The following is a 22,115-nucleotide window of genomic DNA, read 5'->3' on the forward strand; positions in this document are numbered from 1 at the left end:
GGTAATGAATCTTCCCGGACATCTTACGGTAAGAGACGGCCACCTGTATATAGGTCAGCATGACTGTGTGGCCCTTGCAAATGAGTATGGCACACCTCTGTATGTTACAGATGAAGAGAGGCTGAGGAGTAATTTCACAAGGTATGACGAGGCATTGAAGAAGCATTACTCCGATGTGCAGCTTTTGTATGCCGCAAAAGCAAACGGAAACCTTGCGATATTAAGGATATTCTCATCCATGGGTGCAGGTGCTGACGTGTTCTCATCCGGTGAGCTTCATATGGCCCTCCTTGCAGGAATACCTCCTGAAAAAATTCTTTTCAACGGCAGTTCGAAGACAAAAGAAGACCTTGCACTTGCCGTGGAAAAAAACGTCCGGGTCTCTCTGGATTCTTTTGACGAATTAAGGCAGCTCAATGAGGTAGCGGGAGAGGCCAAAAAGGTTGTTGAGGTCTCTTTCCGCATTAATCCGGCAATAGACGTCCCCACGCACCCGAAAATAGCAACCGGTCTTGCCACAAGCAAATTTGGGATACCGGCCGGTCAGATTAAGGACGCATACCGTGCAGCACTTGAATGCGACAACGTGGAACCTGTCGGAATGCACTGCCATATAGGTTCGCAGATACTTGATGTGGAGCCTTTCACAAAGACTGCGGAGATAATGGTGAAGGTTGCAGGAGAAATAAAAGAACTCGGTGTAAAGCTTGATTTCATAGATATCGGCGGAGGCCTGGGGATACCCTACAGGCACGAGACCGAGGCGGCACCTTCCCCCGACCAGTATGCGGATGCCATAATGCCCGTATTCCTCAAGGGAATCCAAAAACTTGGAATAAAACCGCAGCTGTGGGTAGAGCCCGGAAGAAACCTCGTAGGAGACACGACTGTTCTTCTGACCCGGGTCAACTCTGTCAAGACGGCCCACAAGAAGTTCGTCAATGTGGACGCAGGTTTCAACCTTCTCATAAGACCTGCGATGTATGATTCCTATCATGAGGTCATCGTCGCGAACAAGGCTGACGCAGAGGCCGAATGTGTGTATACGGTTACAGGGCCTATCTGTGAAACCGGAGATATTCTTGCGTCAGACAGAAACCTCCCCAAGGTCGAGGACGGGGATGTCATCGCAGTCCTTGATGCAGGTGCATACGGGTATTCGATGGCGTCGCAGTACAACTGCCGGCCGAGGTGCCCTGAGGTCATGGTCTTCGGAGACCGTTCTGGGGTCATGCGCAGGGGAGAATCTGTAATCGATATACTGAATACGATGAAGAAGCTTCCCTGGCACGAGAGTAACAAATAACCGGCTGGACTGACTGTGAGGGCATACTACGCACTCGTTGATGACATCCTGAGCTGGGATGAATTTGAAGAGAAGGTTTATTCCCTTAATCCTGACCCTGAAGATGAGGAGTCAGAGAATATTGCGGCTGCAGGGGTTGCAGAGGAACTGGGCCGCCTGCACCGGAAAATATCCGGGCTCAGGGCAGGGCCTACCCTCAGCTCTTTTTTTTGCAAAGTTATCGAAAAGGAACCTGTTGTAAGGTTTAACCGGCAGGACAAAAGTGAAGGTCTTTTGGAAAAGGTTCTTGCCGGTGATGAGACCGGGGAGGTTACACTTGTTTTCTGGGACGAAAAAGCTCTCGCCTGCGGAGAGTTAAATGCAGGGGACGTTCTTGAAATTGCAGGGCGTTTCAAAAGCCTTTCGAACGTTGCGGTCGTTGATTTAAGGCGTAGTGATGCCTGCGTAAATTTAAGGGAAGGCGGGCTGAAATCCCTTCAGCCGTGCTCTTTTAACGCATTGGTTCTTGAAACAGGAAAGACCATCTCATATGAATCAAAGGATAATGTAATCTCTTCTAAAACTCCGCTTTTTGTATACTGCGATTTTGGAGAAAACCCCGGTTTTGCAAGGATAAATGTATGGAATGAAGGTATTATCAAAGACATATCCGCCGGTATTACCCTCAGGGTATCTGATGTTTTGCCAAAACCTTCCCGTTTCAGGGAATTTTCCACGACCGGGACGTCGGTTTTTTCATTGATATCTTTTCAGAAACAGTCTCTTAAGCCCCATGTATCAAAGATATCATCGGTTAATCCCTGTGACTATGCAAGCGTTTCCGGGGAAATAACCGGACTTGACTCTTTGTCAGGGTACACAAGAGATGACGGCAGTGTCCTGTACCTGAGAAAAGGCGTTTTGTCAGACGAAACGGGGTCGGCGGCTTTTGTTTTCTGGGGTGAAAAAGCGCTGGCTCCTGTCTTTGAGGGTGACAAAGTGTCGGTTTACAATGCACTCGTGAAAACCCAGAAAGGTCTCTCCTGCTCTTATCCGGAAATTCATGCCGGATACAATTCATGCATCGTTCCTGAAACTCCTTTTAATGGAGTCCGTACCTCGATTACGGGAACCGTCGTTGAATTTGCAGGTACAAGATACATTCTGGACGGGGGCGAAAGATATCTCCTGAAAGGTGCAGATGACGCAATTTGTGGAGAGGATATAAAGGCATCAGGAATGCTTTATGGTCATATATTCCGTGCTGACTCTGCAGAGCCTGTATGTTATGACATAAGGGAGATAAAAGAGAGACTTTCACTGATGAATAAAAGCCTTTCAGGTTAAGCTTTTGGGGTTACCTGGTGCCGGTCATTTTGAATTTGCAGGTATTTAGTCCTGGAAAGTTAATTTTTGCAGTTGGCGGACTCTCCTGTTTCTCTAAACATAATTCCTGAATACAATCACTTTCATGCCACGCGGTGTGCATCTATATATTGAGAGTTCAAATTCAATTATAACAAAATCAGATTGTAATAATGTTCTTTTGAGGAGGAAAAAATAATGACAGAACATGAAATAGAAGATCTTCCCGGAGTCGGGCCTACAACAGCGGACAAACTCAGGGATGCCGGGTACTGTACGATAGAGGGAATTGCAACAGCATCATATGCTGATCTTGCAGAGGCTGCGGAGATTGGAGAATCGACCGCGAAGAAGATGATAAAAGAAGCCCGCAAGATGGCTGATATCGGAGGATTCCGGACAGGCATTGCGGTCCTTGACGAAAGAAAGAAAGTAAAAAAACTTAGTACCCTTGTTCCGGAATTCGATGAGCTTTTGGGCGGCGGACTTGAAACGATGTCAATCATTGAATTCTACGGTGAATTCGGTTCCGGAAAAAGCCAGATTTCACACCAGATGGCAGTGAATGCCCAGCTTCCTGAGGATGTAGGTGGCCTCAACGGCTCGGTCGTCTATGTCGATACCGAAAATACGTTCCGCCCTGAGAGGATAAGACAGATGGTGGAGGGTCTTGAGCTTGATATGGAAATTCCGGCGGCTGAGGAGTTCTTAGAGCATATTCATGTCGCAGAAGCCTTTTCGTCTGATCACCAGATGCTTCTTGTGGACAGTATACGCGAACTTGCGTCCGAGCTGAGAGATTCCGAAAAGCCTGTACGTCTGGTAATAGTCGACTCCCTGATGGCGCATTTCCGTGCCGAATATTCGGGAAGAGGGACACTCTCAGTGCGTCAGCAGAAACTTAACAAGTACATGTATGATCTGGCAAAGATAGCAAGGGAGTACAATTCTGTGGTAGTCGTGACGAATCAGGTTCAGTCCAATCCTGCGGTCTTTTTCGGAGACCCGACAAAGCCGACAGGTGGAAACATTGTCGGTCACGCATCGAAGTTCAGGATATATCTCAGGAAAAGCAAGGGCGGAAAGAGGGTTGCAAAACTTGTGGACAGCCCGGACCAGCCTGAAGGGGAGGCAGCATTCGTAGTCGAAATGGCAGGACTTAAGCCTGTTTGATCTTAAAATATACTATTAATGAAAAAAACCTCCTTAAACTCTTCAATATCTCTGCGGGCACTGATATGTGATATCGACGGCACAATAACCGATAAAAACCGGAGAATAAATCTTGATTCCGTCAGTGTCATGCGGACTCTTGTTGACAACGGTATTCCTGTAGTTCTTGCGAGTGGAAATACCGTATGCTCACTTACATTTCTTTGCAAGATGATAGGAACGGACGGGACTATAATCTCGGAAAACGGGGGTGTATACAGGCTGACATATGCCGGGGAACAGAAAATCTGTGGAAAACCCGAAGTGTCCCGTGAAGCCTACAGGAGAATAAGCGATTATTATTCCGAAAAAGGCATAAAACCTGAACTTTACAGCCCTGAGTACAGGTTTTCTGATATCGCTTTCAGAAGGGATGTCGATCCTAAGGAAGTGGCAGAAATTGTAAAGGATTTTCCCGTTAAGATTCTAGATTCGGGTTTTGCTGTCCATATACAATCCGAAGGTGTAAACAAAGGGACTACTTTTTTAAAACTAGCTGATGAGATGTGTATATCTCCCCGCGAATTTATTGCAATCGGTGACTCTCTAAACGATGTTGAACTTTTGGAGAACGCAGGTGTTGGTGTTGCAGTTGCAGGAGGGCAGATTGAATCGCAAAAGCCTGAGGCTGCTGATTATATCAGCCAAAAAAAGTATGGAGACGGATTTTCGGAAAGTGTAAGGAGATATTTCCCCTCACTGTTTTGAAAGGTATCTGTCGACAACAATATAATCTCTGATGTCTCTTACAGCTTCGAAAGGGATAAACATGCGGTCGCCGTCGACGGCATATCCTGTGCAGTCAAATCCCGGTTCAGGCCTTACGACAAGGCTGTCCACCTGACCTGAGTCCAGGTCCACCATGATATTTCTTATTGTACCTATAACCATTCCGTCTGTGCTCATTACCTGTTTTTTAGAGAGACTTCGGGAGAATGTATTCTTCATATTAAAAAATAAGTGTAGATAATACTATTTAAATGATTGGAAAAATCGCCCGGATCCTGTTGCGGATTTCAAATAAAAGATGTATTAAAACCCTGTTTCCGTGCGTGACCGTAAAATTGGTCTTAATTTCTTTTATAATGCCGGGAATACCTTGATGACATCAGACTGCGTAAGAATTCCGACAGGCCTTTCCTCTTCCATTATAACGACACGGCCTATTTTCTGCTCCTTAAAGCGCCCGATGACTTCATATAAGTTTACCTTGGGTGATACGATAATCACGTCATAGGTCATGTATTTTTCAACATTTATGTCAAGTGTTCCTTCCCTGTCTATTCCTTTTGCGATATCGCTTAAGGTGATGATTCCCGCAAGTCTTCCCCTGTCGGTAACAGGAGCGCCGTGAATCTTTTTTTCTGAAAAGAGGTGGATTGCTTCCCTAAACGTACTTCCCCTTTCAAGGGTAAACACCGGGGAGCTCATATAATACCTAATTTGTTTTTTCGGAAGGGATATTATCTCTGAAATTGTTATGAGAAGAGACTGGGACACTTCGTCTTTTCCGTAGATTTCTCCTTTTACAAGGAGCCTGTTTACAGGGGACGGCCCGATTGTCACCTCATCGCCAATCTCGAAAGCCTTTACGCTTCCGATGAGCTTTATTACGGCATGGCACAGGTCAGGGTGACACAGTGTGGTAAAATCGATTTCCGAAACGTTTACGCCCTTTGTAAGGACGTTTCCCCTCTGAATCGGAACTTTAGACTCTTTTTCATAATCATTAAGGTTAAGCTCTTTGTATGCGGCAGATGTAGGTGTATACCCGCCTTTCGGCCCGGGAACCCCGTCAACAAGTCCCAGGGCCTTTAGCGCCTGCATCTGGTTTCTGACAGTACCGGGGTTTCTTTTTAAAACCTCCGCAATACCCTCACCTTTTATTGCGGATGATTTCTGGTGGTAAAGGGTGATAAGGGTAATTAGAATATCTTTCTGGATGAGGGATAATTCCATAAGGATAATTCATAATGTTACACATATATACTATTCGGGTTTTTTGTGGAATTCGAGAACATACCAACTATTCCGACCGCAGACGAGATACTGGATCGGTCGCTTAGACGTGCAGCAGCGTTTAAAAGGGAGAAGACGAACAAAGACCGCGCAAACGAGGAGTTCATACGGGCGATATACAGTTCGGTCTATGACAAGCTTACGGATACGGTTCAGAAGTTCCCTAACTTCGATGAACTGCCGCAGTTTTATACCGACCTTGTGAATATCCTGTTTAGTGTCGATAAAATAAGGCATTCTCTTGGTGCGCTCAAGTGGGCTGCGGAGACTGCCAGGACTGTCGGCGGCTCATATGCAAGAAGCATGAGGGAGTCGTCCGATACGAACACTCTGAGAAAACAGGCTACTGCAAGGATATCATCCATTGTGCACCAGGTAGACAAAGACCTGAAGTACCTGAATGAGGCGAGAAATGTACTGAGAAAACTCCCTGATATAAGAAGGGATGAATTTACTGTCGTTGTTGCGGGCTACCCCAATGTAGGGAAGTCTTCTTTCATAAATCTTGTATCCTCTGCTTCCTCTGAAGTAGCGGGATATGCATTCACGACCAAAAGAATAATTGTGGGTCATCACGCGGTAGGCCGGGACAGGATACAGATTGTGGACACCCCCGGTATCCTTGACAGGCCTGTTGAGGACAGAAACGATATAGAGCTTCAGGCGTTTTCTGCAATAACCAATCTTGCGGATTTAATCATGTTCATAGCCGACGCAAGCGAAGCGTGCGGGTATTCGATTGAGTCGCAGATGAATCTTATGGAAAGTCTTAAAGAAGCGGCAAAAGATGTTCCCTTTGAAGTTGTTGTGAACAAATCCGATATGAAGGAGCTTTCCGGGTATCCCAACATGTCAACGGTATCAGGAGAAGGTGTGGATGATGTAGTCTCAATGATTAGAGAATACCTAAAATCCAGTCCCAAGAACCTGATATCGCGCAACCAAAAAGAAATCCCAGAATAACTCCGCCGTTCAGGGCAGGAAGTCCTGCCTGGGCATTTCCTTTTGCGACATAATATAACAGAAGTCCGAGACCTGCAAGCGATCCAAGAACTGCTGTCAGTGTCGGGATGCTTATCCCCAGGAATACTTTCGGGGCCTCAAGCCAGATGTACGAGGAGACTACAAGAATTGAAGGCATTATAAGGTCTCCCATGCCCATCATGAAAGCCCCGCGTTCGCTTTTGTCCTTGTCTATCCCGATTCCTTCCTTTATGTATGAATATTTTCTGGTTTTTGGGATTACAACAAGAATCGGTGCTTTTGTGCTTATGACCCCGTTTGCAAGGGTTAACATATGCTTTGTTTTGTAAACTGATATTGCGTCATACAGGGCAAGGAGGACAAGGAGGACGATAACAGGAAATACTTCGAGCGATATTCCGAATATTGATGCAGAACCTGCGCAGATAAGGATTCCAAGGATATCGATTACGTACCATTCCGGGTATTTGTAGAGAAGGTATGTTGCAACTGCCGAAAATGCGGCCGTAAGGACTGCAGCTATAATTGTATTTTCCAGAAATATTCCGAAAACGGCTGCGAATATGTAGATAAACACAAGAAATATCGAGGCCCCTATAATCCAGCTGAGTATTTTTTTTCCCTTGTGTTTAATCAAAAGAAGCATTACAGCTGTAAATATCAAAAGTATTGCAAAGAAGTATACCGTGTTTTCAATTGCATTCGGGTCTTCAAAAGCTGTGTAGCCGGCATCGCTCATAACTGGTGAAAGAAGAAGTGCAATGGCCTGTACAATTACAAGCATTATACCCATTGCGATAAAAGGTAAAATTTCATCTCTTTTCATATGTCGTATTCTCCGCGCAAAAAATGCCTGTATTATTCATTGTCAGGACTGGCAGATAGTGTCTTTTTCAGGTCTGTTGTTGTCTGTTATTAAAGATGTATTAATCATGTCAGTTTTTCGCTTTTATGACTGTCCCTCTATTAATTGTTATATAATGATATATTCCTGCCTAATATAATAGTTAGATTAATAAGCAGTCTGTATGCATTTAAATGCATGGATGATCCCGAAGGTACCAAAGATGTAGTTCTTGCGATACTGCTTGTCGTTTCCACTCTTGCTATGGTAGTCAGACTCTGGCAGGACTGGATTGTTGCAGTTTCAACAGGGCTTATGATGATATCACTTGCAGGTCTTATACTGTCCCTGTGCAGAAAGATAAAAAATCTTGAGAGGACCATTGCAAACAGGGAAAGGACGATGAGAATAAATCTTGATGAAGTCACAAAAAGTGTCAACCAGAGATGTGAAGATATGTCATACGAGGTCGAAAATGTGGTTGAGGCTTTGTCGAGACGAGTTTACAGGTGAACCTGCTTTTTTTATGCATCAGCTCCTAATTTTATGGTGAATATATTATGGGAGTTGCTATAAGGGATATTCTTGCTGACTACAAGAAAAAAACGGAATGGAATGAACTTTCAGGAGACTGTGCATTTGACGGAAACAATGCACTCTACCAGTTCCTTACCACGATAAGGCAGCCTGACGGGACGCCTCTTATGGACAGCCGGGGCCGCGTGACATCGCACCTGTCAGGCCTTTTTTTCAGAGTCTCAAATTTCCTTGAAAACGGTATGCGTCCGGTGTTTGTGTTTGACGGCAAACCGCCTGAATTCAAAGCGGGGACTATTGAAGCAAGGCGTGAGATAAAGAGTAAGGCAGAGGACGCCTACAAGATGGCAGTCCGTGAAGGCGACATAAAAGAAGCATTCCGGCAGGCACGTTCCGCGACAAGGGTTGACGGTGAGACAGTCAGGACTTCAAAGAAGCTTCTTGACCTGATGGGTGTTCCTTACCTTGATGCACCAAGCGAGGGTGAGGCGCAGGCGGCCGTTATGGCCGCTAAGGGGGACGTTTCGTACTCGGTCTCCCAGGACTATGATTCTCTTTTATTCGGAGCCGAAAGACTTGTAAGAAACCTGACAGTGAGCAGGAAAAGAAAGGTTAGGGGCCGGACCGTTTCGGTTGAGCCTGAAAAGATAGTCCTCTCTGAAGTACTCGCGGGTCTTGGAATATCACGTGAAAACCTTATAGAGATAGGAGTTCTCATTGGGACCGACTTCAACGATGGTGTTCATGGCGTCGGGGCGAAGACTGCATTAAAGATAGTCAGAAAAGGGGAATTTAATAAATATGCGGCTGAAAAAATGCCTGGTTTTGACCCTGAACCTGTGGTTGAGTTTTTTTCCTCTCCCCCGTATACAAGTGAGTACGATTTAAAATGGAAGTCCTGCGACACTGACGGTGTAAGAGAATTTTTGTGCGGCGAATATGAGTTTTCAGCCGGAAGAATCGATCCCGTCCTTGAAAAACTAAACCATAAAAACGGGCAGAAAACCCTGGAACAGTGGTTTTGATCCAAAATATTCTCCCTGACAACTTCCTGTTTTTTTCGATTGGTTGAAATATCAGACAAAACCTAATAAAATATTGTCATGCAGAGAAGTTACCTGACTTATTCACGGAATGTTTTTTTGCCCCTTACAAATGTGTGCCGCAACCGCTGCGCATACTGTATATTCAGAGAGCCTGTAAAGGATGGCTGTATTATGAAAGAGGAGGACGTCCTTGACACGCTTCATAAAGGTGCCTCTTTCGGGTGTACGGAGGCGCTTTTTACTTTCGGTGAAAAGCCTGAGCTTGAGCCGGGATTTTCAGGATACCTGAAAAAGTCAGGTTACAGCTCAATACTTGACTTCTGCTATTCAATGTGCAAAAAAGCCTGCGAGGCCGGTCTTCTTCCGCATACGAATGCAGGGATTCTCGACTACAACGAACTTGAGCGGCTAAAGGAGGTCAATGCAAGTATGGGCCTTATGCTTGAGACGACCGCCGTGATTCCGGCACACAGAAACAGCCCCGGAAAAGACCCGGATGTAAGGATTGCGATGATTGAGGATGCCGGAAAGCTCAGGATACCCTTTACGACAGGTCTTCTCCTTGGAATCGGTGAAAAGATGTCTGACCGTGAAGAGTCTCTTGAGACGATAGAAGGGATTCACAGGCGTTACGGAAACATCCAGGAGATTATAATCCAGAATTTCTGCCCGAAACCAGGAACTGATATGGAAAAGTGGCCGGTCCCGAAGACAGAGGAAATCTGCGAGACCCTGCGGCTTGCAAACGAGATACTTTCCGGTGACATAAGCATTCAGATACCTCCCAATCTTATCGACGCCTCTCTTCTGATAGACTGCGGCGTAGATGACCTGGGAGGAGTTTCGCCGGTTACGGTAGATTATGTAAACCCCGAACACCCGTGGCCTGCAATCAGTGAACTGAAGAAAATTGCGGGAAAAAGGAAATTGAAAGAGAGACTTTGCATATACCGGAAATATATTGATTTGGGATGGTACCCTCCGGGTCTTAAGGTGCTCATTGATAAATTGAACAAAGATATTCACAATAGAAGCGATATAATATAAGAGACTTTTTCGAGGTTGTAAATAACTATGGAATTTGGAGAGCTTCTCTACGAGGGAAAGGCAAAATCACTGTATAAATCCGAAAAGGATGACGAACTCATCACCTGTTTCCGTGATGACATGACAGCCTTCAACGGCGTTAAAAAAGACAGTTTTCAGGGAAAAGGGGCATATAATGCCGCGGTGTCGGCATTTTTCTTTGACTACCTTGAGAAAAACGGTGTGAAAACACATTTCATTAAAATGCTTGATGATCACACGATGGTCGTAAAAAAGCTTCAGATGATACCGCTGGAAGTCATTGCGCGCAACGTGGCCGCAGGCTCTATTGTAAAAAAGCTGCCGTTTAAGGAAGGGCAGGTCTTAAACCCGCCTGTCATTGTAACCGACTACAAGGACGACGAGAAAGGGGACCCTTCTTTAAACGACGACCTTATAATCGCCCTCGGCCTTGTGACTCCTGAAGAATTAAAGGAGATTAAAGCCGTAACGCTTAAGATAAACAAACTTCTTTATGAATTCTTTGACGAACTCGGATTAATCTTTGTGGACTTCAAGGTCGAATTCGGGAGGTACAAAGATACCATTCTTCTTGGCGATGAGATAAGCATGGACTCCATGCGCCTGTGGGACAAGAAGACCCGCGAATCGTTTGACAAGGATGTTTACCGCTTCAACAAAGGTGATGTCATGACTGCGTATGCAAAAGTTGTTGAGAAGATAGATGAATGGAAGAGGGAGCATCTTAAATGAATTTTGAAGTAAGAATTATGATTTCGCTTAAAAGCGGGATGCTTAACCCTGAGGCGCGTGCCATCCAGCACGCATTGTCAGACCTTGGATTCGAGACAGAATCCCTCAGGACTTCAAGGGTCTTTGATATAGGCATTGAGGCCGAAAACGAGCAGGAAGCAAAGAAACAGGCTGAGGAGATGTGCGTCAGGCTTCTTGCAAACCCCGTTATTCACAGCTACTCAGTAGAGGTAAAACAGTTATGAGGTTTGCTGTTCTTCAGTTTGGAGGGAGCAACTGCGACAGGGATGCAGTCCATGTTCTGGAGGACGTCTGCGGAGTGGACACCGATCTTGTCTGGTACAAGGACGGGCTGAAGAGGGATTACGAAGGAGTCGTTATTCCCGGGGGTTTTTCATACGGTGATTACCTCCGTGCGGGTGCAATCGCCGCGAGGACTCCTGTAATGAAGGACCTTGTCAGGCATTCTGAAAAGGGTGGTCTCATTCTTGGAATCTGTAACGGTGCCCAGATTGGCGCTGAAGCCGGTCTCATCCCCGGTGTATTTACAATAAACGAGTACCCAAAATTTGTCTGCAGAAAGGTATGCCTCAGAGTTGAGAACAATTCGTCGCCTTTTACCTCCCTTTATCGCGAGGGAGAGGTCGTAAAGATACCAATTGCACATAAAGAAGGAAGATTTGTCGCACCGGCCGACGTATTAAAGCATCTTGAAGATGAGGAAAGGGTTGCTTTTCGTTTCTGCGATGAGAACGGTGAAGTTACACCGCAGTCAAATCCTAACGGTTCGGCAGGCAATATTACCGGAGTCCTCGGAAAGAATGACAATGTCCTTCTGATGATGCCCCATCCCGAGAGGGCGTCTGAAGATATTCTGGGTTCATCTGACGGTAAGAAAATTTTTGATTCGATGATAAAATATGCCGAGTCCATGTAGATGTCAGAGCCGTAAAAGTTATGTAAACATCCTTTCCATAAATCATTTAACTAATTTTCATTTTTAAAATTGCATCCTCAATAAAATGGCAATGGGAGAAAACGGAAATTTATGACAGCAGATACCACACATGAAGACGATTTAAAGGAACTTTCTGAAGATATAAAGGCATGGGCAAAAGGTTATGCCGAAGAAAACAACTGGAAACTGAACCCTGATGAAAAGCAGCTTTCATCCGTATTAAAAGGTCTTGCAAGAAACAAGGTCAGGTTGGGCGAGAGGTACTGCCCGTGCAGGCTGCGTTCCGGTGACCCCGAAAAGGACAAAGAGATTATATGCCCGTGCATATACCACAAAGACGAGATAAAAGACGACGGCAACTGCCACTGCCGTCTCTTCTTCAAATAATTATTCTTAAAAAATGTAATTTCCGGGTCTTTGAAACTGTTCTTGTGAAACGGTTGTTTTAAGCCCTGTTCTTTTTTTGTGACTTCAGAAAATGAAGAATCCCGTAATTCATGTTTTTAAATTCCCGCGGTTATTATTGTAAAAGGCTGTCAACTGACTTCGTCAAAACCGGGGATAATTCCGAACGCTTTAAAACGAATCAGTATGTACCCTTTGATAGCAATGGTTAATGCGGTAATTCCTTTTCGTCCTACAAACCCGAAGACCCGTCTTTCCTGTATTTTGAGCCGGGAAGAACGGGAGCAGTTCGCAATGTCAATGCTTGAGGATGTGGTTTTTGCGATATCCCGTGCAGGGTGCAGTCCGGTTATACTTTCGACAACTGAGATGAATTTTCCCGGAGCAGAGACGGTCGTGATGGAGCTTGGCTTAAACGAGGCCTTAAACATGTATCTTTCAGACATCAGAGGCCCTGTTCTTATATTCATGTCGGATATCCCTCTTCTTACAAAGGAGCTGATAAAAAAGATAATCTCAACAGAAAAAGACTGTGCAATGGTTCCAGGTCGCGGTGGCGGAACCAATTCTATTTTTGTCAGGGACCCGCAGAAGTTTCATGTGGACTTTTACGGTGCAAGCTTCGTTGATCATATGAATATAGCAAAAGAGCAGGGGCTTACAGTTGAAGTGATTGATTCGTTCCGTCTTTCAACAGATATTGACGAGAAAGAAGACCTTGTTGAGATATTCCTTCACAGCGAAGGAAAAAGCAGAAAGTACCTGGAAAGCCTTGGAATCTCAGTCTCTATTGAAAAGGGCAGGGTTGGAGTGCATCGCAACCCCCATGAAGAGGCATTCTGACGGCTTTATAGACTCAACACCGCAGCTTTTTTTGGAGACATAGCCGGAAAGCCCCCTTATGATTGCAACAGGGGTGCATTCATTTGACTCTCCCATAACAAGTTCTGCCGCTGAAGAGATGTTGTCGCCTATTGCACGTCTTGTGACCTCAAGTTCATGTCCGAAAAGGTCTTTTTTTCCTCTCTCATCCGTTATTGCGCAAACACCGAAGCACCCTATTGCAACACCGGAGCACCCGAGGCGCATTGCATGGGTTCTTGAATCTATAATAAGAACACCGGTTTTTTTGCCTGTTTTTTCCAGAATTGCTTCGTATATTTTCTTTGCACTTTTGTCCGGGTCCTTCGGGAGTGTCACGACACATCCGCGGGGTGCATTTGAAGCGTCAATCCCGGCGTTCGGGAGGAGAGTGCCGTTTTTCATACACAGGAGAAACCCCGGAATTCCGCCTTTTACGGAGTCGCTTTCAGACATTACGACCTCGGCAAGCCTCGCATCGATTTTATAGCGTTTTTCATATTCGTAAGCCTTGTCGGAAGGGGTGATTCCGGAAAGGTCTACGATGCAGTTCTCGGATGTTGCAAGTGCACTTTCGGCAACGGCAATAATGTCACCGTCAAAAATTCCTCCCGCCTGTTTTGCCCCGTCCGTGATTATTTCAGGGATGTCATCACCCGGGGTAATGATCTTTGTCTTGATTCCAAAAACCTGAAAAGAGCTTTCCATTATGATCTGTTTATCTTTTCAAATACTTTGATTAAATCCTTTGTATCGCGGACATCATGTGCACGCACGATTGATGCGCCTTCTTCCAGGAGACCATACGTTACGGCAAGTGTCCCTGAAAGTCTTCCCTGCGGGGGGGCCTTAACCAAATCACCTATGAATGTTTTCCTGGAAACTGCGGCAAGTACAGGTCTGTCCAGGTTAAGAAATCCTGAAAATTTTCTGCAAATCTCCCAGTCGTCTTCAAGTGTTCTCTCCTCCGTCCACTTGCCTATTGCAGGGTCAAGAATGTACTCTGAAACGCCAACCTTTTCAGCTCTTTTTGTTACGTCTTCAAGTGTTTTGTAGACAGCATCAAATCCTTTGGGGTCTCCGGGTATTTCATTGGTTGCCATGAGAACTGCCGGAAGGCCGCTGTCTCCTGAAATCTTTGCAAACTCCTTATTTGCAAATCCTGTGATGTCGTTTATACAGTGAATGTCATATCTTAAACATGCGGAGAGGACCTTTGGATACATAGTGTCAACGGATATAGGAATTCCGCTTCCTGAAAACTCTTTAAGTGTCGCAGAAAGTCTTTCAATCTCTTCTGAAACTGTTATATCCGGAGAGTTGGGCGCAGTGCTCCTTGCACCGACGTCTATAATGTCAGCGCCGTTTTCGACCATCTCGCACGCTTTTTTGTATGTCTTGCCGGGGGGAATATAGGAGCCTGAAAAAAAGGATTCGGGGCTGCAGTTGATAACGCCCATAAGCCTTACGGGCTGGCCGCTTCCCACTTCAATATTGTTTATTTTACAGTTCTGCATGCTTCTTTGCCGAAGTAAAGGTGTTTTCCATAAGCGTTGCAATTGTCATAGGTCCTACTCCTCCCGGGACAGGAGTTATTGCATACACTTTGTCCCTAACTGCTTCAAAATCGACGTCCCCGCAGAGTTTTCCGTTTTCATCCCTGTTTATACCGACATCTATTACAACGGCACCTTTTTTCACCATGTCAGGACCGACAAATTTTGCCTTTCCTATTGCACTGACAAGAATATCGGCTGACTTCATCTCTTCTTCAAGGTTTGAGGTCTTCGAATGGCATATTGTGACCGTTGCATCTGCGTTTAACAAAAGTGCAGCCATTGGCCTTCCTACGTCAACCGATCTTCCTGCAACAACAGCTTTCTTCCCTGCCGTTTTGATTTTGTACTCTTTCAGAAGAGTCATGATTCCTCCGGGTGTGCATGGGACGAAATCAGGCCTTCCGCTGAACAGAAGTCCCGAGTTGTAAGGGTGAAAACCGTCAACGTCCTTGTCCGGAGAAACCGCAGTTATTACAGCTCTTGTATCCACATGCTTCGGGAGCGGGAGCTGGACAAGTATTCCATGAACTGACGGGTCGGAGTTCAGCTTTGAGACCTCGGAAATTATTTCTTCGGTTTTAAGGTCTGAGGAGAGTGTAATTCCGGCCGATTTGATGCCGACCTCACCACAGGCCTTGTGCTTCATTCTTACATACATCTGTGACGCCGGGTCTTCACCGACGATGATGGTTGCAAGGCATGGTGAGAGGCCGGATTTTGAAATCTCATCCTTTAATACCGCGAGTCTCTTTTCAGAGATTTCTTTTCCGTTTATAATCATGATACTTCAGGATAAAGGGGGAATTTCCCAGCGAATTCAGTTACTTCCTTCTTGACCTGTGCAATTTCTGTCTTTGAATCCTTGTTTTTTGATACGTCTTTTAATACTCTTGATATCCAGGCGCCTATCTGTTCCATTTCCTTCTCTTTCATTCCGCGGGATGTAACGGCCGGAGTTCCGATTCTAAGGCCGCTTGTTACGAAAGGACTGAGTTTTTCGCGCGGGATTGTGTTTTTGTTGACCGTTATTCCAGCCTGTCCGAGGACTGTTTCCGCCTCAAGGCCAGTCATGTGGTCACCATTTGTGCCTACATTTGTAAGGTCGAGAAGCATCAGGTGGTTGTCAGTTCCGCCGGATACAAGGTCAAACCCTTCGTCCATGAGCACTTTTGCAAGAGCCCGCGAGTTTTTGATTATCTGTTTTGCGTATTCCTTAAATGACGGTGTAAGCGCCTCTCTGAAGCATACGGCCTTTCCGGCGATGACGTGCATGAGAGGTCCGCCCTGCATTCCCGGAAACACTGATTTGTCGATATCCTTTGCATATTCCTCTGAGCACATGATTGCTCCCCCGCGGGGGCCTCTGAGTGTCTTGTGTGTGGTCGTTGTTGTGATGTCTACAACACCCACTGATGTGGGGTGCTGTCCTGCTGCGACAAGGCCTGCGATGTGTGCGATATCCGCCATACAGTATGCGCCGGCATCCTCTGCAATTTCCTTGAACGCCTTGAAGTCAATGATGCGCGGGTATGCACTTGCGCCGCAGACAATCATCTTTGGCTTCTCTTTTCTTGCCTGTTCGGCGATCTGTGCATAATCAAGCATCTCTGTCTCCTTGTCGACACCATAGTGGGAGACTGAATACCATTTTCCTGTAATGTTCACAGGTGACCCGTGCGAGAGATGACCACCCTGCGAGAGGTCCTGGCTCATCATCTTGTCATTGTGTTTCATGAAAGCGAAGTATACGGCCTGGTTTGCCTGGCTTCCTGAAACTGCCTGGACGTTAGCATGCTCTGCACCGAAGAGTTTACAGAGACGGTTTCTTGCAAGGTTTTCGACCATATCATGGAATTCACAGCCGCCATAATACCTTTTTCCGGGGTATCCCTCGGCGTATTTGTTTGTCATTATGGAGCCAACGGCTTCCAGAACGGCTTTGCTAACTACATTTTCCGAAGCTATGAGCTCCAGTCCGTTAACCTGACGGAGGCGCTCTTTCTCTATAATATTATAGACTTCCGGGTCAGAATCGGCCAGATAAGACATATGGAGAAATGTTGGTTTTAATCTGATTATATTATTTTGGCACTGCCTGTCTTCAGGTACTTCCTGCATCTTCCGTCTTCCCATAAGGAAAGGAAATATCTATAAAAAGCGCATTCAACATAAGAATATTATTAAACATATAAGATTACTTTTCATATATCCGGGGAGAGTCTTAAATGGAAGCAAATGACAGTGATGCGAAGATAAGAGATCTTGAGCATATAGTTGAAGAGAAGGAGCGGGAAATTCAGATGTTAAGAGACAGCATTCATGAATATAATACCAACGGCCCTGTAAGCGAAGAGCGTGTATTGAAAATAGAGAGGGACCTGAAAGAGATTGACGGTCTTGTAAGAGGTCTTACTGCTGAAATGCTTGACTTAAAGGCATGCGTCCAGAAGATATCGAAGGCAGTGGACATGAATTCTGCGCAGGCGAAGGTTCCTGCGGATTCAAAGTCAAAGAAGTACCCTCTTGTTGAGTCCCCAAAGGTAGTCGCCGAGAGAAAGTCCGCGTTAAAGTCTGATGCATCTCCAAAGCAGGAAGAGGCGGATGACTTTGACGAAGATCCCGGGGAAGCAATGATTATTCAGCCTGACGGGACTATGAAGCGGGAAACCAAAATTGGCGACGATATGATAATTGCGGACAACAAGGGCGGAGGAAACCGCAATATGATGCGCAGGCGCGGAGAACGCGACTCCATTGACAGAAAACCGCTTATATATGCGGATGATGACGATACTGTTGAAATAAAGAGAAAAAGAAGATAAATACTTGAGTCTTCAGGAGTATACTGCCATTGTATATAACCGAGCTGGAAATAGACAATTTCAAGTCTTTTGGGAAAAAAACCAAAATCCCGTTTTATGAAGGTTTCACTGTTGTATCCGGACCGAACGGTTCGGGCAAAAGCAATATTATAGACAGCATTCTCTTTTGTCTTGCACTTTCAAGTGCACGCGGGCTTCGGGCTGAAAAGCTTACTGATCTTATAAATCTTAATACAAATAAAAATACGGCTGAAGTTTCTATCGAATTTTCTGACGGGACCAGAATACGCCGTAAAATAAAAAGGACCCCCCACGGCTACTACAGCTATAACTATATTAATGACCGTGCATGCAAGCAGAGTGATGTAGTTGAGTTTCTTGCAAGGTTAGGGATAAAATCTGAAGGTTATAATGTCGTAATGCAGGGAGATATTACGCGCATAACTGAAATGAGCGACTCCGAAAGAAGAAAAATAATAGATGAAATCGCAGGTGTGTCCGAGTTTGACAAGAAAAAAGAGCAGTCTTTATCAGAACTTGAGGTAGTCAGGGAAAGAATTGAAAGGGAAGAACTTCTCCTTGCGGAACTTCAGAAAAGGCTGTGTGAACTTGAGACCGAAAAAAAGCATGCCGAAGCCTATCTAAAACTCAAGGAAAGTCTTGAATATTTTAAAAGCTGCATGTCAGCCGCCAGGCTGAATGAGTGCGAAAAAGAGCTTTCGGGAATTTCCTCTCTTGAATCGGACCAGGCTGAAAAAATAAAGTCTCTTTCGTCTGGTCGCATGGAAGCTGAATCAGAAATATCCTCTCTCAAAGAGAATCTGGGTATGCTTGAGGCTGAGATCAACGAAAAAAGCGGTTCAGAGTATTTGTCTCTTCTCTCTGAAATTGAAAGCGCAAAGGGAAAAATCAGCCTGTCAAACCAGACTATAGAGAAGCTTTCACGTGAGAAAGAGACAAAAAAAGAGTCGATTCAAAAGATTTTTCTGGACTCCAGGCGTGCAGAGTCAAGGGTCGCGGAAATAACCGACAAAATCCGCGACCTTTCTATAGACCGCTCCAACCTGAATATGGGGCTCTGCGAAGCACGTGCAGAACTTGAAAATGTCAAAGGTGACCTTGATGAGAAGAGCCAGGCAGTCGAGGGTGCAAAGGAGAAGCTTTTCTCTCTGATTAACTCTCTTGAGGAGAAGAAGGGTAAAAGGTCAGACATTCTGCGTGAACAGGATATTCTTATTGAAAAGAGCAGGATGCGTACAGAAGAGAAGGAGCGCATCGAATCAAGAATAAGGCAGGCAGACCTTGAAATCGGTGAAAAGTCGGGCCAGGTGAAAGAGCATAAAAAACTTCTTGACTCACTGAACGCCGAAAAGTCTGTTATTGAAACCGAACTTTCCAAAATTGAGGCGAAACTTTTTGAAAACCGCTCCGCTCTTGAAAAAATAAGGTCTGACCTGAAGTCCAAAGAGAGGGAGCTCATGCGGCTTGAAGCCCAGCAGAATGCTTCAGGGAGTCCCGGCGGACGCGAAATGGCTGCAATTCTTGGAATGGACGGGGTGTTCGGAAGTGTAGGCCAGTTGGGAAAAGCACCGTCCGAGTACGCAACCGCCCTTAACGTAGCCGCCGGAGGGAGACTGAGAAATATCGTCTGCGAAAGCGACAGGGTTGCTGCCGACGGCATAAGATACCTTCGTGACAACAGGCTCGGGCGTGCCACTTTCCTTCCCCTGAACAAACTCCGTGCGCCAAATCTACCGCCACTGAACAAAGGCAAAATCATTGACTATGCTGTTAACCTTCTGGACTATGACCCGCTTTATGATGTTGTGTTCAGGTACGTTTTTGGTGCGACTGTCGTTGTAAAGGATCTTGAAACTGCAAGGAGCATGATTGGGCAGTACAGGATGGTCACTCTTTCAGGCGACCTGGTGGAGAAGGCCGGGGCGATGACCGGAGGTTCTGTCCAGAAAAAAATGGCCGGGTTCGGGTTGTCTGCCGACGATGAAATAGAAAAAATAAGAATTTCCATGTCTGAGCTGTCGCAGGAGGATTCCGTAATCCAGGAAGCAGTTTCAAGATATTCTTCCGAATCCGACAGCAAAAGGGTTCGCAAAGCGAAAATTGATGACCAGATGTCAAAGTCACAATTTTTGTGCGATGAGACTGAAAGGCGCCTGAAAGAGCTTGAAAACGAAAAAACATCCATTTTGGCCCGCCGCAGTGAGATGGAGGGTGAGGTCAAGTCAGGAAGCGAGAAGCTTTCTGCCCTTGAAGAGTCCCTGAAAAGTATAAGCGACGAGATAAATTCAATTTCAGAAGAGTCGGAAAAACTTAAAAAAGAGCTTTCCGACACCGGAATTCCTGAACTTTCCGAGAAATACGAGGAACTTCGCAGGAAGACCGAGGACGACGAACGCCGGCTTAAAAACAAGGATTACGATATTGAGGACAGCCAGAGGGAGAAGGCCCACTATACAAAACGTCTTGAGGAGATGACGGAGGAAAGGGAGAACATCGAGGAGGATATAAAGAATTCTGACGAGGAGATAAAATCCCTTTATGATAGGATTTCCGAAAGCAGGGTCCTGATTGATGAACTTGAAAAGAAGCGCGTGGCGTTTTCCGATGAACTCAATGAACTCCAGAAGAAGCGGGATGCCTTAAAAGACGAGATTTTCACCGGGGAAAAACGTATAATTGAAATCGACAGCGAGTGCGAGAAAGTAAAACTTGCAACTGCATCTCTTGCCGAGAGAAAGAATACTCTTGTAGGCCAGATAAACGAACTTCGTGAGGAGGCCAAAGGTATTGAAACCGATATGGCACTTCCTGAAATAGAGGCTGGAATTGAAAAATCGGAACGGGAGATAAAAAAGCTCGGCGCTGTCAATATGCTTGCCATAGAGGAGTACGACAAAACGAGTGAGCGTGTCAGTGAGAGGTCTTCGAGAAAGGACGTTTTGTCAAAGGAGAGGGCTAACATCCTTGAACGTATAGAGCATTATGAAAAGATGAAATATGAATCTTTTATGGAGGCTTTCAGGGCCATCGACGCAAATTTCAGGAAGATATTCGCCCGCCTTACCGAAGGTAACGGAAAGCTCGTTCTCGAAAATGATGATGATCCGTTCAGCGGCGGTATGACATTTGCAGTCCAGCCGCGTGAGAAGAAGGTGCACCTTTTGTCCTCACTTTCTGGAGGAGAAAAGTCTCTTACGACTCTTGCTTTTATTTTCTCTATCCAGCAGTATATGCCGGCACCGTTCTATGCCCTTGACGAGGTTGATATGATGCTTGACGGCTCGAATGTCGAAAGGGTGTCCTCGATGATAAATGAGCTTTCCAAAAATGCCCAGACTATATGTGTTTCCTTAAGAAAGCCTACAATTGAGCGTTCCGACAGGATAATAGGCGTTACTGTAAGGCCTGACAAGTCTACGTACGTTACCGGTGTAAAGAGCAATGGATGAGGAACCGGTAGAAATTCTCGTGAAACTTGCCGAGTCCGGTGAGATTGATCCATGGAATATTAATATTGTGGAGGTTACCGACAGGTTTCTGATTGAGCTTGAAAGAATGCAGAAGCTTGACCTGAGGGTATCCGGGAGAACTCTTTTCTTCGCATCTACTCTTCTCAGGATGAAGTCGGATTACCTTAATGAGCCCGAGGAATCTTCGGGGACTGAGGGTGATTTTTACGAGGAGGACTCAGGTTTCGGCGAGGATGACGTCTTTTCGATGGATGAGTTTGCGGAGCCTGTTGACAGGCTTGAACGTGAAATCCAGAGGCGTATCAAGAGAAAAGACCGCAGGAAAAGGCCTGTCACTCTTTATGAACTTATAAAGGAGCTTAAGACCGCCGAAAAAATGTTTCGCCGCAGGCAGAGAAGGACTGATATTCAGCCTGAAATAATCCTTGATGCCGAAGACGTTGTCAGTGTCGCTCATGACGAGGACTTTTCAGATGCAGCGACTACGGTTTACGACAGCTACCATAAGCTTTCAGAAAAAGAGAAGGAAGTCCCGATGTCTGAAATTTGCTCTGACCTGGGAAAAAACCTCAGATCGGTTTACCTGCCGCTTTTGTTCCTTATGCTTGAGGGCAGGGTCGTTTTAAAGCAGAAGGAATTCTTTGGGGAGATTACGGTTTCGGAGTGGTCACCTTCGGCTTTTGACAGTGAATGATCTTCCGGCTGATTTTTGAGCCGATGCCTCTTTTAACTTCTGTGGTGAACTGCTGCGATTTGCGCGATGTGGGAAATTTAAGTAAAAAACCTTCAGATAACGGTTATTGAGGGTGGTGTGTGCGTGCAATATTGTTGGAAATGTGCAACAAATAGGGAAGGTTTATAAGTTGCAAAAGACCACATTGTAAGGCCGAAGTATTCAGGTGAAAAAGGCACGAAAGGGCCTTAAAT

The 22,115-nt window shown here is 45.5% G+C and carries 23 protein-coding genes; 16 read left to right on the top strand and 7 right to left on the bottom strand.

Annotation, left to right across the window (positions count from 1 at the left end; all coding sequences use genetic code 11):
* Positions 1 to 4: 4 nt before the first annotated feature.
* The 4 genes from lysA (at position 5) to J2128_RS09240 (ending at position 4,570) form a co-directional block, all read left to right on the top strand.
* The gene (gene lysA / locus J2128_RS09225) at positions 5 to 1,306 is read left to right on the top strand and encodes a diaminopimelate decarboxylase (protein ID WP_209690903.1); all 1,302 of its coding nucleotides are present in this window, start codon (positions 5 to 7) and stop codon (positions 1,304 to 1,306) included.
* 15 nt (positions 1,307 to 1,321) lie between these two features.
* Positions 1,322 to 2,632, top strand: coding sequence for a hypothetical protein (locus J2128_RS09230; RefSeq protein WP_209690831.1), 1,311 nt, complete (start codon positions 1,322 to 1,324; stop codon positions 2,630 to 2,632).
* 216 nt (positions 2,633 to 2,848) lie between these two features.
* Positions 2,849 to 3,823, top strand: coding sequence for a DNA repair and recombination protein RadA (gene radA / locus J2128_RS09235; protein ID WP_209690832.1), 975 nt, complete (start codon positions 2,849 to 2,851; stop codon positions 3,821 to 3,823).
* Between the two features lie 18 nt (positions 3,824 to 3,841).
* Positions 3,842 to 4,570: a phosphoglycolate phosphatase gene (locus J2128_RS09240; RefSeq protein WP_209690833.1), complete on the top strand. Its 729-nt coding sequence runs from the start codon at positions 3,842 to 3,844 to the stop codon at positions 4,568 to 4,570.
* Here the strand turns inward: J2128_RS09240 and J2128_RS09245 are convergent.
* Positions 4,559 to 4,810 carry a PRC-barrel domain-containing protein gene (locus J2128_RS09245; RefSeq protein ID WP_209690834.1) on the bottom strand — a complete coding sequence of 84 codons (252 nt, stop codon included), beginning with the start codon at positions 4,808 to 4,810 and terminating at the stop codon, positions 4,559 to 4,561. The genes J2128_RS09240 and J2128_RS09245 overlap by 12 nt on opposite strands.
* A 132-nt stretch (positions 4,811 to 4,942) precedes the next feature.
* On the bottom strand, positions 4,943 to 5,821 hold the full coding sequence (locus J2128_RS09250; protein ID WP_209690835.1) for a CBS domain-containing protein: 879 nt from the start codon (positions 5,819 to 5,821) through the stop codon (positions 4,943 to 4,945).
* Between the two features lie 45 nt (positions 5,822 to 5,866).
* On the opposite strand from J2128_RS09250, the gene J2128_RS09255 reads away from it, so the two are divergent.
* A complete protein-coding gene (locus J2128_RS09255) occupies positions 5,867 to 6,844 on the top strand; it encodes a GTPase (RefSeq protein WP_209690836.1) in 978 nt (325 codons plus the stop codon).
* On the opposite strand, the gene J2128_RS09260 is transcribed toward J2128_RS09255, so the two are convergent.
* Positions 6,777 to 7,691, bottom strand: coding sequence for a presenilin family intramembrane aspartyl protease PSH (locus J2128_RS09260; RefSeq protein WP_209690837.1), 915 nt, complete (start codon positions 7,689 to 7,691; stop codon positions 6,777 to 6,779). The two genes, J2128_RS09255 and J2128_RS09260, sit on opposite strands and share 68 nt — an antisense overlap.
* 216 nt (positions 7,692 to 7,907) lie before the next feature.
* Here J2128_RS09260 and J2128_RS09265 point away from each other — a divergent pair, with 216 nt between their 5' ends.
* The 8 genes from J2128_RS09265 to cofC all read left to right on the top strand — a co-directional run bounded on the left by J2128_RS09265 (position 7,908) and on the right by cofC (position 13,298).
* The gene (locus J2128_RS09265; RefSeq protein WP_209690838.1) at positions 7,908 to 8,222 is read left to right on the top strand and encodes a hypothetical protein; all 315 of its coding nucleotides are present in this window, start codon (positions 7,908 to 7,910) and stop codon (positions 8,220 to 8,222) included.
* A 47-nt stretch (positions 8,223 to 8,269) separates the two neighbouring features.
* Positions 8,270 to 9,271 (top strand): flap endonuclease-1, encoded by a 1,002-nt coding sequence (gene fen, locus J2128_RS09270; RefSeq protein WP_209690839.1) that lies wholly within the window; start codon positions 8,270 to 8,272, stop codon positions 9,269 to 9,271.
* A 78-nt stretch (positions 9,272 to 9,349) separates the two neighbouring features.
* On the top strand, positions 9,350 to 10,339 hold the full coding sequence (gene cofG / locus J2128_RS09275) for a 7,8-didemethyl-8-hydroxy-5-deazariboflavin synthase subunit CofG (protein ID WP_209690840.1): 990 nt from the start codon (positions 9,350 to 9,352) through the stop codon (positions 10,337 to 10,339).
* A gap of 27 nt (positions 10,340 to 10,366) precedes the next feature.
* The gene (gene purC / locus J2128_RS09280; protein WP_209690841.1) at positions 10,367 to 11,092 is read left to right on the top strand and encodes a phosphoribosylaminoimidazolesuccinocarboxamide synthase; all 726 of its coding nucleotides are present in this window, start codon (positions 10,367 to 10,369) and stop codon (positions 11,090 to 11,092) included.
* Positions 11,089 to 11,337: a phosphoribosylformylglycinamidine synthase subunit PurS gene (gene purS, locus J2128_RS09285; RefSeq protein ID WP_209690842.1), complete on the top strand. Its 249-nt coding sequence runs from the start codon at positions 11,089 to 11,091 to the stop codon at positions 11,335 to 11,337. Before purC ends, purS begins: the two co-directional genes overlap by 4 nt.
* Positions 11,334 to 12,029 carry a phosphoribosylformylglycinamidine synthase I gene (gene purQ / locus J2128_RS09290; protein ID WP_209690843.1) on the top strand — a complete coding sequence of 232 codons (696 nt, stop codon included), beginning with the start codon at positions 11,334 to 11,336 and terminating at the stop codon, positions 12,027 to 12,029. The genes purS and purQ overlap by 4 nt, the downstream gene beginning before the upstream one ends.
* Before the next feature lie 111 nt (positions 12,030 to 12,140).
* A complete protein-coding gene (locus tag J2128_RS09295; protein ID WP_209690844.1) occupies positions 12,141 to 12,437 on the top strand; it encodes a ferredoxin-thioredoxin reductase catalytic domain-containing protein in 297 nt (98 codons plus the stop codon).
* Positions 12,438 to 12,659: 222 nt separating this feature from the next.
* Positions 12,660 to 13,298, top strand: a complete 639-nt coding sequence (gene cofC, locus J2128_RS09300; protein ID WP_209690905.1) for a 2-phospho-L-lactate guanylyltransferase — start codon at positions 12,660 to 12,662, stop codon at positions 13,296 to 13,298.
* On the opposite strand, the gene cofE is transcribed toward cofC, so the two are convergent.
* The 4 genes from cofE to glyA are packed head-to-tail and all read right to left on the bottom strand — an operon-like array spanning position 13,236 to position 16,924.
* Positions 13,236 to 14,024 (bottom strand): coenzyme F420-0:L-glutamate ligase, encoded by a 789-nt coding sequence (cofE, locus tag J2128_RS09305; RefSeq protein WP_209690845.1) that lies wholly within the window; start codon positions 14,022 to 14,024, stop codon positions 13,236 to 13,238. The two genes, cofC and cofE, sit on opposite strands and share 63 nt — an antisense overlap.
* On the bottom strand, positions 14,024 to 14,833 hold the full coding sequence (folP, locus tag J2128_RS09310) for a dihydropteroate synthase (protein ID WP_209690846.1): 810 nt from the start codon (positions 14,831 to 14,833) through the stop codon (positions 14,024 to 14,026). The genes cofE and folP overlap by 1 nt, the downstream gene beginning before the upstream one ends.
* Entirely contained in the window at positions 14,820 to 15,656 is an 837-nt protein-coding gene (gene folD / locus J2128_RS09315; protein WP_209690847.1) for a bifunctional methylenetetrahydrofolate dehydrogenase/methenyltetrahydrofolate cyclohydrolase FolD, read from the bottom strand. The genes folP and folD overlap by 14 nt, the downstream gene beginning before the upstream one ends.
* Positions 15,653 to 16,924: a serine hydroxymethyltransferase gene (gene glyA / locus J2128_RS09320; protein ID WP_209690848.1), complete on the bottom strand. Its 1,272-nt coding sequence runs from the start codon at positions 16,922 to 16,924 to the stop codon at positions 15,653 to 15,655. The genes folD and glyA overlap by 4 nt, the downstream gene beginning before the upstream one ends.
* Positions 16,925 to 17,100: 176 nt before the next feature.
* Between glyA and J2128_RS09325 the strand changes: the two genes are divergently transcribed.
* From J2128_RS09325 to J2128_RS09335, 3 genes are read left to right on the top strand one after another with little or no spacing between them, the layout of a single operon-like run.
* Positions 17,101 to 17,697: a hypothetical protein gene (locus J2128_RS09325; protein WP_209690849.1), complete on the top strand. Its 597-nt coding sequence runs from the start codon at positions 17,101 to 17,103 to the stop codon at positions 17,695 to 17,697.
* Positions 17,698 to 17,726: 29 nt separating this feature from the next.
* On the top strand, positions 17,727 to 21,167 hold the full coding sequence (gene smc, locus J2128_RS09330; RefSeq protein ID WP_209690850.1) for a chromosome segregation protein SMC: 3,441 nt from the start codon (positions 17,727 to 17,729) through the stop codon (positions 21,165 to 21,167).
* On the top strand, positions 21,160 to 21,882 hold the full coding sequence (locus tag J2128_RS09335; RefSeq protein WP_209690851.1) for a ScpA family protein: 723 nt from the start codon (positions 21,160 to 21,162) through the stop codon (positions 21,880 to 21,882). The genes smc and J2128_RS09335 overlap by 8 nt, the downstream gene beginning before the upstream one ends.
* Positions 21,883 to 22,115 lie beyond the last annotated feature (233 nt).

The organism is Methanomicrobium sp. W14, from assembly GCF_017875315.1.
Lineage (GTDB): Archaea > Halobacteriota > Methanomicrobia > Methanomicrobiales > Methanomicrobiaceae > Methanomicrobium.

Excerpts from the sequence above, each read along its gene's own strand:
- J2128_RS09325 (WP_209690849.1), top strand. The coding sequence starts at position 17,101 with ATGGAAGCAAATGACAGTGATGCGAAGATAAGAGATCTTGAGCATATA.
- cofC (WP_209690905.1), top strand. The coding sequence starts at position 12,660 with ATGGTTAATGCGGTAATTCCTTTTCGTCCTACAAACCCGAAGACCCGT.
- J2128_RS09335 (WP_209690851.1), top strand. The coding sequence starts at position 21,160 with ATGGATGAGGAACCGGTAGAAATTCTCGTGAAACTTGCCGAGTCCGGT.
- purC (WP_209690841.1), top strand. The coding sequence starts at position 10,367 with ATGGAATTTGGAGAGCTTCTCTACGAGGGAAAGGCAAAATCACTGTAT.
- J2128_RS09295 (WP_209690844.1), top strand. The coding sequence starts at position 12,141 with ATGACAGCAGATACCACACATGAAGACGATTTAAAGGAACTTTCTGAA.
- J2128_RS09245 (WP_209690834.1), bottom strand. The coding sequence starts at position 4,810 with ATGAAGAATACATTCTCCCGAAGTCTCTCTAAAAAACAGGTAATGAGC.
- glyA (WP_209690848.1), bottom strand. The coding sequence starts at position 16,924 with ATGTCTTATCTGGCCGATTCTGACCCGGAAGTCTATAATATTATAGAG.
- cofE (WP_209690845.1), bottom strand. The coding sequence starts at position 14,024 with ATGGAAAGCTCTTTTCAGGTTTTTGGAATCAAGACAAAGATCATTACC.
- folP (WP_209690846.1), bottom strand. The coding sequence starts at position 14,833 with ATGCAGAACTGTAAAATAAACAATATTGAAGTGGGAAGCGGCCAGCCC.
- folD (WP_209690847.1), bottom strand. The coding sequence starts at position 15,656 with ATGATTATAAACGGAAAAGAAATCTCTGAAAAGAGACTCGCGGTATTA.
- purQ (WP_209690843.1), top strand. The coding sequence starts at position 11,334 with ATGAGGTTTGCTGTTCTTCAGTTTGGAGGGAGCAACTGCGACAGGGAT.
- J2128_RS09250 (WP_209690835.1), bottom strand. The coding sequence starts at position 5,821 with ATGGAATTATCCCTCATCCAGAAAGATATTCTAATTACCCTTATCACC.
- radA (WP_209690832.1), top strand. The coding sequence starts at position 2,849 with ATGACAGAACATGAAATAGAAGATCTTCCCGGAGTCGGGCCTACAACA.
- J2128_RS09260 (WP_209690837.1), bottom strand. The coding sequence starts at position 7,691 with ATGAAAAGAGATGAAATTTTACCTTTTATCGCAATGGGTATAATGCTT.
- fen (WP_209690839.1), top strand. The coding sequence starts at position 8,270 with ATGGGAGTTGCTATAAGGGATATTCTTGCTGACTACAAGAAAAAAACG.
- lysA (WP_209690903.1), top strand. The coding sequence starts at position 5 with ATGAATCTTCCCGGACATCTTACGGTAAGAGACGGCCACCTGTATATA.
- cofG (WP_209690840.1), top strand. The coding sequence starts at position 9,350 with ATGCAGAGAAGTTACCTGACTTATTCACGGAATGTTTTTTTGCCCCTT.
- purS (WP_209690842.1), top strand. The coding sequence starts at position 11,089 with ATGAATTTTGAAGTAAGAATTATGATTTCGCTTAAAAGCGGGATGCTT.
- J2128_RS09265 (WP_209690838.1), top strand. The coding sequence starts at position 7,908 with ATGGATGATCCCGAAGGTACCAAAGATGTAGTTCTTGCGATACTGCTT.
- J2128_RS09240 (WP_209690833.1), top strand. The coding sequence starts at position 3,842 with ATGAAAAAAACCTCCTTAAACTCTTCAATATCTCTGCGGGCACTGATA.